The sequence below is a fragment of the Saccharobesus litoralis genome (assembly GCF_003063625.1).
Lineage (GTDB): Bacteria > Pseudomonadota > Gammaproteobacteria > Enterobacterales > Alteromonadaceae > Saccharobesus > Saccharobesus litoralis.
The window spans coordinates 4,663,414-4,677,215 of record NZ_CP026604.1; the positions used below are offsets into that span (position 1 = coordinate 4,663,414).

Here is a 13,802-nt window from a genome sequence, read left to right on the forward strand (position 1 = left end):
TTCATGTTGACCTCATTGATATCTATATGATGGCTCAAGCATAATTTAACAACTTGAGCACATCATCCATAATTACTGTTTCGCGCCTTGCATGTTGAAGTCAAGCTGTACGGTTAAACCGTGTTGCTGAATAGGTTTACCATCAACAATTTTTGGCTTGTACTTCCACTTAGCTAATGCTTTCTTAGCTGCGCGGTCGAAGATACGCTTAGGCTCTGCTTCAATGACATCGATATTAATAACATTACCTAGTTCGTCGATAGAGAACTTGAGTTTAACCCAACCTTCTTTACCTTCCCTTAACGCTGCCATTGGGTAGCGAGGTTCGATACGAACAATAGGTGCTGCATCACCATCTTGCATCAAATTACCGCCAAGTCCGCCTAGTCCAGTGTCACCAACACTCGTGTCTGGAGCAGGCATATCCAAATTAATACCACTGGCATTTGGATCTACCACATCCGGCGTCGACTGCTGAGGCTTAGGTGGCTCAGCAGGTGGCGGCGGAGGCGGGGGCGGCTTGCGCTGCATTTCTTGCACACCTTCTTGAGGCTTCGACATAACAATATCAATGCGAGGTGCCTTTTCGCTTTCTTCAGGGCCCTTTTGGTTGTTAGCGATTAATTCCGCCATCAACACAAAAAGACCAAAAGTAATTGCGATACCAATAGGTATAGATAGCAGCATCCGGATCATATTATTTCTCCGCTGCTACAGTAATTCTTTCAATACCTGCGGCTTTAACTTGATCCATTACTTTCATAATTAGACCATGCTTAGCTTCTTTATCACCTTGAACAATAACAACGTCAGTGTTCTGTTCAGCAAGCATTTTTTCAACGTTAGCGCGAACACGCTCAACATCTACTTGGCGCTTGTCCATCCAGATTTCACCTTTGTCGTTAATCGCGATAAAGATATTTGCCTTAGGCTCAGCTTTTGTATTGTTCGCCTCTGGCTTATCTACTTCGATACCTGCCTCTTTAACAAAAGACGTGGTAACAATGAAGAAGATTAACATAATGAATACGATGTCTAGCATCGGCGTCATGTCGATTGCTGCATCTTCTTCTTCATGATGACGTTTACGTGCCATAACAAAATTCTCTCTTAATGATGTGGCAAACTATCCACTAATTTTTCTACTTCCGTTTTAGCGCGCGCTTCAATTCGTGAGCTAAAGAATACCCCAGATAGGGCTGCAACCATTCCCGCCATAGTCGGAATTGTTGCCATGGAAATACCAGATGCCATCAGACGTGGGTTACCTGTACCCGATGTTGCCATCGAGTCGAATACGCTAATCATACCCGTTACAGTCCCAAACAATCCGATAAGTGGACACAAAGCTACCAAGGTTTTAATCAACAAAAGACGGGCTTTTAACATTTCAGACGCTTCTGAAATCCAAAAATCACGAATTTTATGTGCATACCAAGATGTGGTGTCTGGTCGTGCATCCCAACGAGCTATTAACTCTTTGCGATACTTTGGAAACTCAATTAAGAGAAACCAATAACGCTCAATCATTAAAAACCACATAATCGCAAGCACTGCGAAGACGATATATAAAACATCGCCCCCAGTTGATATAAATCCCCTGACAGTTTCCCAAATGTCGATGAGGAATAACATCTTATGCTTGCTCCTTCTCCGCGTGCGCAGCTACGATGCCCGCGCTTTGCTCTTCAAGGATATGAGTGATTGATTTACCACGTGCCGCTACAATAGCGTGGATAAAGATTAATGGTAATGCAGCGATTAGACCTTGTGCCGTTGTTACCAACGCCATTGAGATGTTACCCGCCATAATCTTAGGATCACCAGTACCGAATAATGTGATTGATTGGAAAGTACCAATCATACCAACAACCGTACCTAGTAGACCTAATAACGGAGCAATTGCTGCTAGAATCTTAATTACGTTAATACCGCGCTCAATGCTTGGTGTTTCACGTAAAATAGCTTCGTCTAACTTAAGTTCTAAGTTTTCAACGTCAGCGTCTTTGTTGTCAGCATAAACTTTTAAGATACGGCCTAACGGGTTATTCGTGTTAGGAGTCGCAGTATTCTTAAGCTGACCTTTCATTTTCGCGCCAATTAAGAATAAGGTTAATAGTTTCCAAAGCGCGATTAATGCACCAAGTGCTAATACACCTGTGATTACGTAGCCAGGAACACCACCTTGATGATAACGCTCTTCTAATGTTGCTTTTTGCTTGAAGATATTCAAGATAGCACCACGAGCTGGATCAAGATAAACCGAACCGTAACCAGAGCTTTGACCTTGGTAAGCAGATGCATCAGCTAAAATGTGCGCTTCTGGCTGACGAGCTAGAGGCTGGATTTTAGGGTCTGCTGCATTTTCAGTGTTATAAACTAAGTACTCACCATTAGAAAGTAAGTTGAAAACACCAATACGCGTAATTGTTTCAGTGGTTTCTGAACCGTCTAATGCGACAACTGGAGCATCGTAAGTTACAACTTTACCAGACTCAGTCATTTCAGTTTGTAAAGCGAACCATAACTCTTCTAATTCAGAAACAGTCGGTAGTTCTTTTGCTTCAGCTAACTTAGAAAGAAGCTCTGTACGGTTAGCATACTTAGGTTGTGAACTTACGATTGAAGTAGAGATACGACCTAAAGCTTCACCAGATGATTGACGAACAACACCAAACATCTCACCCAATGTGCCTTTAGCATCATCAAGTTCAACTTCTTTTTCAGTGATTTTTTTGTTGTTGTCGATAAACGCTTGTTGTAAACGTTTTTGACGTGCTTCTTCTGCTTTGTATTCAGCTTTGGCTTTATTTAATAAAGCTTGCTTTTGATCACGTGCAGCTTTGAATTCAGCTTCACGCTTAGCATTGATTTTAACTTCTGATACGCGGTCTTTTTTAACTTGCTCTAAAAGCTTGTCTAACTCAGCGTTAGCACTCGCAGTAAAAGAAACCGAAGTTAAAGCAAGCGCAGATACGGTTAATAGCGTTTTAAACTGTTTCATTATTGTGCACTCTCCGCTGCAAATACTGGAACCTTAAGTAAATCAGGAGCAACCTGTTTACGCGCCATACGAATAACTTGACGGATAGGTTTGATGTATTCATCACCTAATTGAGTCCAAGCACGTGCATTGTTATCCCAAACCCAAACTTGTTTAAAGTCTAAAGATTGTGCAACAAGAACAGTACGACCAATGTGGGCGATATCAACAGTTTTACCTTCAACGTCACCTTGGTAAGCCGCGATTAATGTGCCGTAATCATTTTCGATTTGATAGGCTTCTAATACTTGGCGGTAACGTTCAGAAGTTGTGATGTTAGGATCAGTCATTAAACGACGAATACGCTCAATACGCGCTTTACGCTCGTCTATTTTCAATGGAACGTCTAACTCAACAAATTTTTCTAATGAATCAAGCATCTTATACATCAATGGAACAACACCTTGTTTTGTGTCTTCGATACCATCGATTTGCTTTTGTAATGACGCGATTTCAGCTTCTTGGTTCTTAGTGATTTTTTCGTAGTGGTCGTTGTAAACACGTAAGCTGTCAGTTTTATCAACTACACCACGGTACTCGGCTAATAACTCTAAAGATTGCTCGTAATAACGATCGACCTTCTGTTGTGATTTTGCTGCGGCTTTGTGAATCTTGTTTTCTTCTTTATGTAGATTCTCAAGCGCATCTGCTGCTACGGCTGTCGTAAAAGACAGCGATAAAGCGCAAGCGACCGCAGAAGCTAGTTTTTTACTCTTCATCATCTTAGACACGATTCCCAATGTATTAATGATTTGATTTGTAGACCATGTAAACGGCTCGTAAAACACAGTCCGGAAACTTTCACAGTTTTATAACTAAAACTCTCCGAATGTTCTATGATTTGCCAGAGCATGTCAACCAAAACCCTTGTAGATCCGGCACATTGCTTGACTTTTAACCAATTACGAAGACTTTTTACAAATGTAAACAGCCTGCATTCGAATTCAACCTAAGGTTATGCTATCTCAGGCCAAGCTGCAAAGGATTATTTGAAGATTTTTTAACTAAAAAACTCAATAATAATAACGATTAATACAATTTATTGCGGCTTGATATACAAAAAAACGGCGACTTAACAAAGTCGCCGTTTTTTATAACTAATCAGATGAAGGGAATAAGAATCGCAACAACCGATACAACCCTTAATTAAAAATTACAAACTTTCGTTTACATTTTATCCATGGTTTCGATACCCAATAACTCTAAACCGGTTTTCAAGGTTTGTTGGGCGTTGTAGGCAATTACAAGGCGTGAATTTTTGGTTACTGAATCCACGTCATCTTTAAGAATTGGGCAAGCTTCGTAGAAGCTCATGAAGCCACTTGCGACTTCATAAAGGTATGCACATAACATATGTGGATAGGCTTCACGAGTCACTGTTTCTAACGTATCTTCAAACTGCGCAAGCTTAGTCAGAAGGGCTTTCTCCTGTTCCTCTATAACCTGTACATTATTCTCTAAATCACTTGCCTGAATACCAGCTTTATCGAAAATTGACTGCACTCGGGTATAGGCATACTGTAAATAAGGTGCGGTAGCGCCCTCAAAACTCAGCATGGTTTTCCAGTTAAATATGTAGTCACTTGTACGATTTTTCGACAAATCGGCAAATTTAACCGCGCCAATTCCCACTTTACGCGCAACTTCAGCTTGTTGCTCAGCGGTTAAATCGGTTTCTCGTTTTGATAATAATTCAGTCGCACGAGACACAGACTCTTCAAGTAATTCAGCCAATTTAACTGTACCGCCAGCACGAGTTTTAAATGGCTTGCCATCTTCGCCCATCATGGTGCCAAACGGATGGTGCTCTAAAGAAACCTTATCAGTTGCAAAGCCAGCTTTCTTACCAATAGTGAATACTTGCTGCATGTGCAACGATTGTCGCGCATCGATAAAGTACAGACAACGATCTGCATCAAGTTCTTGTGAACGATATTGAATAGCCGCTAAATCAGTTGTCGCATACAAGTAACCACCGCCAGATTTCTGGACGATAACCGGCATTGGGTTACCTTCTTTGTCTGCCATTTCTTCAAGGAAGACAACTTGTGCGCCTTGGTCTTCAACTGCCAAGCCTTGGTCTTGCAAGCTAGCAATCACTTTAGGTAGCTGCTCGTTGTAGGCACTTTCCGGCTTAATATGTTCACGCTCTAACGTAACATTAAGCTTGTCGTAAACTTCTTCGCTGTGTTGAACTGATATTTCAATAAATTGCTGCCAAAGTTCCGTACAACGCTCATCACCACCTTGTAGCTTAACCACGTAATCACGCGCTTTAGTGGCAAACGCTTCTTCATCGTCAAAACGTTTTTTCGCTTCACGATAGAAGGTTTCTAAATCGGCTAACGCGGTACCATCAATGCTACCACCCGCCATGGTGTCTTCTAGGTGGGCAATCAACATACCGAATTGCGTGCCCCAATCACCCATATGATTTTGACGGATGACTTTATGGCCTTGGAATTCCAACGCACGAACAATAGCATCACCAATAATACTTGAACGTAGATGGCCTACGTGCATTTCTTTAGCCAAATTAGGCGAAGAATAATCCACCACACAAGTTTGTACTTGTTCGGCTTTGGCAACACCTAAGCGCGGATCTTGGAAGCTAGCTTGTGCTTGCTGCACTAACCATTCTTTCGATAAGAAGATATTAATAAATCCCGGACCGGCTATTTCAGTTTTTTCCGCAATATCAGCTAAATCAAGTTCAGCTAATACTTTAGTGGCTAGCTCACGAGGATTAGTTTTTAACGCTTTAGCCGCTCCTAAAACACCATTAGCTTGATAATCACCAAACTGAGGCTTATTACTTAAGGCAACATGAGGGCCATGTTCAGCCGGAATACCAGCAGCGACCATGGCTGCTTGGACACGTTCAGATAAATATTGCTTAATTTTCATTAGGTTTGCCTAAATTAGTGTTCACGTGTTTTAAGGAATTTAATATCAGGATAGCGTTCTTCGGCCAAACTTAAGTTAACCATAGTCGGTGCGATATAAGTCAAGCTATCACTACCGTCCAAGGCTAAGTTACTTTCAGCTTTACGACGAAACTCTGCCAGTTTTCGCTCGTCGTCGCATTCACACCAGCGCGCAGTAGATACACTAATCGCTTCGTAAATGGCATCTACGTTATATTCAGCTTTTAAGCGATGCACAACCACATCAAACTGCAGCACACCAACCGCACCGACAATTAAGTCGTTATTGGTTAAAGGACGGAAAACTTGCACAGCTCCTTCTTCTGACAATTGAACGAGACCTTTTAACAATTGCTTTTGTTTAAGAGGATCTTTTAACCGAATACGGCGGAATAGTTCTGGTGCAAAGTTAGGAATACCGGTAAAGCTGACTTTTTCGCCAACCGTGAAACTATCACCGATACGGATCGAACCATGGTTATGCAAACCAATAATATCACCCGGATAAGCTTCTTCTACCGCTTCCCTGTCACCCGCTAAAAAGGTTAAGGCGTCAGATATACGTACATCTTTACCAGTACGCACTTGATGCATCTTCATGCCTTTTTCATATTTACCTGAACAAATACGCAAAAAGGCGATACGGTCACGGTGTTTAGGATCCATGTTCGCTTGGATCTTAAATACAAAACCAGAGAATTTATCTTCTTGCGGTGTGACTTGACGTTCATTCGTGGCACGTGGTTGTGGCTTAGGAGCCCAATCAACAAGGCCATCTAGCATATGGTCAACACCAAAATTAGCGAGTGCCGTACCAAAAAATACTGGGGTTAATTCGCCCGCTAAGAACATTTCAAGATCAAACTCATGAGCAGCGCCCTGCACTAACTCCATCATTTCTCTTAGTTCTTCTGCATAATCACCAATCGCTTCATCAAGCTCTGGGTTATCTAAACCTTTAATGACACGATTATCGGCAATGGTATGACCCATACCTTGTTGGAATAAAATCACTTCATCACGCAATAAGTGATAAACACCTTTAAATTCTTTGCCCATGCCGATAGGCCAAGTGATCGGTGCGCAAGCAATTTTAAGAACATCTTCAACTTCATCCATCAATTCGATTGGATCACGAATCTCACGGTCGAGTTTGTTCATAAAGGTGATGATCGGCGTATCACGCAGGCGTGTAACTTCCATTAGTTTAATGGTTCTATCCTCTACACCTTTCGCAGAGTCGATAACCATCAAACAAGAGTCTACCGCAGTTAAGGTACGGTAAGTATCTTCCGAGAAGTCTTCGTGACCAGGGGTATCGAGTAAGTTAACTAACTCGTCACGATATGGAAACTGCATGACCGAGGTAGTAACCGAGATACCACGCTCTTTTTCCATTTCCATCCAGTCAGATTTGGCGTGCTGGCCAGACTTTTTGCCTTTAACCGTACCGGCTTTTTGAATGGCTTGTCCGTAGAGTAGAACTTTTTCTGTAATGGTCGTTTTACCGGCATCCGGGTGCGAGATAATCGCAAAGGTACGACGCTTATTAACCTCTTGAATAAATGGCGATTCTGTCATTAGGCAATTCTGCTGAAATCGGAAAGAAAAATGCTGATTTTTAAGAGCGGCGATTATACAGATTTTGTTGGTTTAAACCAAACGACTGACGGTATTTCCATAAAGAAATGATCAGTATGCTATATTGCATGGCTAGAAAAAATAAACCTCGTCTTGCCGGACTTGCTCCGGCACCCATTGTCTTTAGCCTATGCATGGTGCATTAATGCAGTATGGCTGACTTAATCAAAGCCATTGGATAATTCAAAGACAAGACGTTCGCCACAATTTCACCACATTGACGAACGTTTATTATATGGACTCTCAACGAATTAAAATCAATTCGAAAACTCGACGATTAATTTAGGCGCTTGCGCTGCATTACCATTATAGGAACGTGCAGTTCGCGCAACTAAAGGTTGAGACGGACTATGAATGGTTAGCACCATAGCATTACCCGCTTGCCAGTCTGGATGACTAATTACTTGTTGCAACATGGCCGATAAGTCTGGCGTTTGTTGGGCTTCACCATTGAGGTTACTGCCTGTCCAAGGCGCTGGTTGCCAAGCTACGCTTGTCGGGACTTTGCCTCGGCTACTGATGTTGAATTGCGAATAACCAAATCCTTCAGCGTCGCCTGAGTTTTGCGCTTCTATTAATAAATCAACATCATCATTTTCGGTTTTGGTGCTAGTAAATTGCACATACGCGCGAGTAATCGTTGCATTGGCTGGAATATTAACTGCAGCAAAACGTAAACCAACATGTTGATGGGCCGAAGGGCCATATTTACTTGAAACATATGTATCGTAACCAAGCTCTAAATCACTGCCGTTTCTAGCAATAGAACCACTCTCTCTTTGTTCAGCATCATCGTTACCCGCGCTAATCGCAACTTCAATTTGGTTTTGTACTAAATTGATAACATGCGTTGTACTTTGGCTAGTTAACCCTAAATCGTCTTCAGCAATAGCGTAAATACTATACTGACCATAGCTATTTGGCTGCCATTGCATTTCATATGGCGCACTATTATCGACCCCGACTTCAACATTATTGACATAAAAAGTCACCGTTGAAACACTTCCATCACTATCCGCAGCGTTAGCAGTGATACCAACATTAGCCAAACCAATTTGATCTGATTGTTGCGCCGGAGAAGTTAAGCTAACAACAGGGGCTTGGTTTGCTGGTTGGCCTTGATCGTATTCAAGATAAATATAAGGTGCTTTGCGCAAACTACCATCCGCAGAGTCCGCAACCCGCTTACCTGTACCAGAAATTAATAGCGTTACGGCGCTATCTTCATTCCAGCCTTGTTTGCTGACTAAACTGTTAACCAAACTTGATAGATCTGGAGTGGCGTTAACGGCTTGCGTAGCATCAACTTGTTGCCATGCGTCTGGCTGCCAAGCTACGTCAGCTAACGAGCGAGTTCGATTAGAAAGGTCAAAATCATTGTCGACAAAGGCTAAACTATCAATACTATCTTCAACTTGAATGCTTAACTGCGTATTTTCGTCATCGGTTTCATCAACACTGAATTGCACGTAAGCCTGCTGAATATTGGCATTAGCCGGAAGGTTTAACTCTGCAAAACGCAAACCGACTAATTGATCGCCCTTGCTACCATCGTTCACCAATTCTAAATCTGAGCTATGTAAATCGACAGCACCAGATTCTCTTTGTTCGGCGTCATCTTCATCATGCTGTAAAGGCCAAAATACGATAGATGGATAGTCAACATCGGCTTGACCATAGGCTCGCACACCATAGCCATAAACATCAATCAACTCGATCTTCAATTGGCTAATATCAAAATCAAATGGTAAATCCGATACACGAATATCTAACGCATAACCCGGCTCGGTATTTAAACTACGGTTAATAAAAGGTTTGTGGTGATGATGATCATTATGACTACTGGCCGGATAGCTCTGTGGCATCTGCGCCATTTTATCAACATAGCGCGCATAATTTGTTTGGCCACGGTTATATGGATAAGCAAATAACTCCAAGCCTTGTACGTAGTCATTATTGTCGCGTAAATCACCGGCATGTTCACTAACGGCTTCAAAGTCATAGGTACGTGAATAGTTTCCACCATCTAAGCTAATGGTAAGTGCGCGAATGGCTGTTTGTTGATACGGTAAAATCACCCGAAACATGGCCGAATCAATATCATGATCTAACTGGCTAATCTCAGCTGATTGCAAATGGGCATGTAAATGTGGTGTGGCAAGCGGGTCGAACGTGCGCATAGGGTTAACATTAACCCGAGTTTGACCATTATGACGCATAACACTGTAATGCAAATGTACCGTACTGGTATGGCCTGTTTCACCCATTAGCCCTACTACATCGCCCTTATCAATATCTTGTCCAACTTGTAGGCCATTTTCTACTGACTCCAAATGGCGGTAAGCCATATAGATATTGCCCCAGTTATTGCCATTAAAGGTTTGGTCACACATCACTTCAACATAACGTCCTTCACCCGTAGATTCCATTTCTTGCAAATTACCGTCGACAATTTTTGAGATCACACCATCACAACGACTCACTATGCTAGGCGGCGTAATTTCATCAAAGTTTTGGCCGCCATTCTGCACCACGGCAGTAAAGTCCATGCCTTTATGAAAATCAAAATACTCAACATTACTGCTGCTAACATATTTATATCTAGGCCCAAATATCGACGTAAAATAACGATGACTATAACTTGGCGTGTAGCTATCTGGCGCTTGTTGCAATATATCCGCGGCTATTGGCGCCACAAAATCGTATTGATACGCAGGTTCTACATTTTGATAGTTGGCGTCAACAAAACTGCTGACATTAAGCTGGTGTCCTGGAGAAGCAACAACAGTGGTACTCACTAATCCCAATAAGGTACTGGTAACTATGCTTTTTACTGCTTGCATAACGGCATTCTTTCCTGAATTTAAAGTAAAAGTTGTCAAGTAAACTTAAAATCCAACTGTCTATTTATGATGCTAATTTCAAAACCTAATTCACTTTGAGCGAAGTCGAATTGAATCTGCTTATTAAATTAAACTCGCCCCTTCGACTGCTGCACGCTCAGGGTGAAGTATTCATCAGACTGTCAGTGTTTAAGAGAACCGAGCGTTTGAATAAGGTAAATTCTAGTGATTGCCTACAAAAATTCTTGTGGGTAAACAGTAAAGTGCGACAGTGCGCACGCTTCGAAAGCACTCAGAAAAGAAAGTGTGGGACAGGTCGCAAAAACGCTTGGAGGTTAAGTGTGATAAGGGTCACAGAAATATCGAGCTATAAAAAACCCGCGATAACGCGGGTTTTTCAAAAGATAATTCAAATTGTAAAACTAGCCTTAACTCTAGCCGTTTATTCACTCGTTTCAGCTAAAGGCTCTAGCATGTCTTCAATTGATTTATCTAAGCTATCAAAAGTATAGCTAGGCAAGGCATACTGCCATTTGCCATAGTTATCGTTGTATTGCTGAGCAATGACATTCGAGGCTTCATCAGTGCCACTCGCTACCACAGACAGCCAGTTTTCGTCTGAATCAGCGTCGGTCGAATTAACCAATTTTAATTGGTAATCAACACCATTAAATAAGCTCACCTTTAGACTTTTGACCGAATCATTTTGCCACAATTGGCTGTCAAGTAAGCGAGGGGCATCCATACGTAAACCACCAATAGAGCTTGATAATGAAGCTAACTCGCTGCTCGATTTAGCGGTGCGTTCACTAGGAACCGACTCTAAGTTAAAATCGGCTTGCTCTTTATCGGCTTTATTAAGCACAAAACCCTCTTCACCTGCTAATTCAAGGCGTTTGATATCGGCCATGGTAAAGTCATTAAACAGCTTTTTGTCTATCCAGTTAGCGGCAGAGCTTGGCGTATAAAGCTGCTTGTCGATTAACCATGTTTGGTCTTGATCAGCAAAGCGCACATAGCGGCCATTACCTTTAGCAAAGTTACCTAATAATAAATCAATCGATTTACCCTCAGATACCAAGTGCAATAACGTCGCTTCACTGTCGCTATCGTTGATCGCGGTTAAGCCTAAACGTGCATGTTTGCTCGCATTAGCGGTTTTCTTCTCCACTAATTTGCTATCTACCAACTCTTGCACAAACTTGCTTAAGTCAGCAACATTAAGCGGATAGCCATCAAGGTTATTAACTTGCCATTTATCACCCTGCTTTTCGGCATCTAATACCAGTTGATCACCCGCTTTAATAAACTTCACTTGTTGCAACTGATTGACATCAAAGTCGCTAAGCAAGGTTTGTTGCTGGGCTGAACTATCCGGCTTGCCAGACTGACTCACAACAGCGGCTACAACCGCAACTAGAACACCAACAAGTAATAAAACAATATTCTTATTCATCGGTTTTCGCTCCTTGCTGACTTACACAATTTGCTTACGCATTAGACGACGACTGACTAAGCCCAGTAATAGGGTTAGCAACAGAGGGATTAAAGCGATATTGAAAAACTTCAACCAGCTACCTAAAGCGTCGATGTCTTTATTTAGCTGATGCTGAACATCACGTAACTCTTTACGAATTTCGATACGCTGCTTCATAAAATCTTCTAGCGCTTTACTTTGCTCTGGATTTAACACCAAGCTATTGGCGTCACCACTATTGTTTTGCAGCTCTTGTAATTGTTTTTCGGTTTCATCCAAGCGCGCTTGTAGCTCTTCTTGTTTCAAACGAAACGCAGCTTCTGCTTCGACTTGTAACTCTTTAACCACATCGAATGGACGAGAGAACTTACCACGAGCACGAATACTGATTAGATCCGAACTACCCCCTAAGTTTTCAGCGGCATTTGAAATTAAGTCACCATTATTGGCAAATGGGCTCAGAATGGTTTGGCCAAAAAAGTTTTGCCGCTGTACCCAAAAGTTATCCGCTAACAGGTCTGAGTCGGCAACAATAATGACTTTTGCCTGCTCGGTTTGTTTAACATGCTCAGCACCTTCAACTGGTGTTTCATCTTGGTATGCCGATTTAATTTTACCGACAATACGTGCGGCTAGCGTTTTCGCTTCATTGCTTGATGCAAAACCACGTTGTAAATCTTGCGGGTTGCGGGTAAAGGCATAAGTATCAGCACTGGCAAAAGCACTGTGTACCGAAGATTGTAAAAGTGGCGTAAACGTAAATTCACTATCTTCTTTAGCGCTAATCGCACCAAATGAAGCACCGTTAATTAACTCAAGTGATGAAACCACTACATCTTGTTTATCAACGTTTTCTGCGCCTAAGCCAATATAACCAAAGTGTTTACCTTGACCACCCGTTGGCAAACGGATCTCAAGCGCTTTCATGGCATCTAGTACAATTTGGCTAGAATCAAATTCAACGCCCCAACCGGCTAACAAGTCATCAATTTCACTGGCATTACGGCCACCGCCCATCATGCCCATACCACCAGATTGCGCCGCCACTTCTGCATGCGGGTCAACGAAAGCTAATAGTGATTTACCAGCCATCACATATTGGTCAATCGCGAATTTTAGTTCGTCAGATAAACCTTTTGGATGAGCCAAAATCAACACATCGGTTTCTTGCGGTATTTCAGTAGCCGAAACATCAAGATTAGTTACTTGATAAAGCTGTTGTAGCTGCTCGTAAAATACCCATGCTGGCGTGCTTTGCGGCGGCATCATAGGGTTCATCGGATTTGGCTGTTGTTGCGCACCTTGATACGGTAAATCACCTAAGATGGTAACTTTAACCTTTTCCGGATCATTCAATTTGTAGATAAGTTGGCTAATGTCGTATTCCAAAAACTCTTCTTTCGACATATCGAAAAAAGGAATAGTTAACTCATCATCCAAACTATTGGTAGCACCTAAACCAAAATACAAAGTTTGACCTGCCGCACCGACTTGTGCCGCGGTTAAACCAAATGCAGAAGCACGGTCTTCATCTTCTGAGAAAGGTTCTGGATCGATCACTTGTAAGTTGATTTTACCTTCGCTGTATAACGCATATTCTTCTAACAAACTTTGCACACGGTTGGCATAGTTACGAATATGCGAAATACCTTCTGAGCTTTCTTGCGAGAAAAAGAAGTAAAGGTTAATCGGCTCTTCAATTTTATTGATAATGGCCTTTGAGCCATCCGATATTGAGTAAATCTGATTTTCAGTTAAATCTAAACGCGCTTTGTCAAAAACAAACGAGTTAATAATAATTAGGCCAAAAAAGATCAGGACTAATGCGCCCAAGCCTAGTGAAGATTGTAATTTTTTCATCTGTTAGGCTC

10 protein-coding genes are annotated in these 13,802 nt (G+C 41.9%); all 10 read right to left on the reverse strand.

Annotated elements, in window-relative coordinates:
• Positions 1 to 72: 72 nt before the first annotated feature.
• The 10 genes from C2869_RS17435 to C2869_RS17480 all read right to left on the reverse strand — a co-directional run bounded on the left by C2869_RS17435 (position 73) and on the right by C2869_RS17480 (position 13,791).
• The gene (locus C2869_RS17435) at positions 73 to 696 is read right to left on the reverse strand and encodes an energy transducer TonB (RefSeq protein ID WP_108604159.1); all 624 of its coding nucleotides are present in this window, start codon (positions 694 to 696) and stop codon (positions 73 to 75) included.
• Position 697: 1 nt separating this feature from the next.
• A complete protein-coding gene (locus C2869_RS17440; protein ID WP_108604160.1) occupies positions 698 to 1,096 on the reverse strand; it encodes an ExbD/TolR family protein in 399 nt (132 codons plus the stop codon).
• 14 nt (positions 1,097 to 1,110) lie between these two features.
• Complete coding sequence (locus tag C2869_RS17445) at positions 1,111 to 1,635, reverse strand: MotA/TolQ/ExbB proton channel family protein (protein ID WP_108604161.1); 525 nt, start codon at positions 1,633 to 1,635, stop codon at positions 1,111 to 1,113.
• A 1-nt stretch (position 1,636) separates the two neighbouring features.
• A complete protein-coding gene (locus C2869_RS17450) occupies positions 1,637 to 3,004 on the reverse strand; it encodes a MotA/TolQ/ExbB proton channel family protein (RefSeq protein ID WP_108604162.1) in 1,368 nt (455 codons plus the stop codon).
• Complete coding sequence (locus C2869_RS17455; RefSeq protein ID WP_108604163.1) at positions 3,004 to 3,765, reverse strand: DUF3450 domain-containing protein; 762 nt, start codon at positions 3,763 to 3,765, stop codon at positions 3,004 to 3,006. Before C2869_RS17455 ends, C2869_RS17450 begins: the two co-directional genes overlap by 1 nt.
• A 445-nt stretch (positions 3,766 to 4,210) precedes the next feature.
• Positions 4,211 to 5,950 (reverse strand): arginine--tRNA ligase, encoded by a 1,740-nt coding sequence (gene argS / locus C2869_RS17460; RefSeq protein ID WP_108604164.1) that lies wholly within the window; start codon positions 5,948 to 5,950, stop codon positions 4,211 to 4,213.
• Positions 5,951 to 5,964: 14 nt separating this feature from the next.
• Positions 5,965 to 7,551: a peptide chain release factor 3 gene (prfC, locus tag C2869_RS17465; RefSeq protein ID WP_108604165.1), complete on the reverse strand. Its 1,587-nt coding sequence runs from the start codon at positions 7,549 to 7,551 to the stop codon at positions 5,965 to 5,967.
• Between the two features lie 317 nt (positions 7,552 to 7,868).
• Positions 7,869 to 10,454, reverse strand: a complete 2,586-nt coding sequence (locus tag C2869_RS17470) for an Ig-like domain-containing protein (protein ID WP_108604166.1) — start codon at positions 10,452 to 10,454, stop codon at positions 7,869 to 7,871.
• Between the two features lie 442 nt (positions 10,455 to 10,896).
• Positions 10,897 to 11,910, reverse strand: coding sequence for a DUF4340 domain-containing protein (locus C2869_RS17475; protein ID WP_108604167.1), 1,014 nt, complete (start codon positions 11,908 to 11,910; stop codon positions 10,897 to 10,899).
• A gap of 21 nt (positions 11,911 to 11,931) precedes the next feature.
• Entirely contained in the window at positions 11,932 to 13,791 is a 1,860-nt protein-coding gene (locus C2869_RS17480; protein WP_108604168.1) for a GldG family protein, read from the reverse strand.
• Between the last annotated feature and the right edge of the window lie 11 nt (positions 13,792 to 13,802).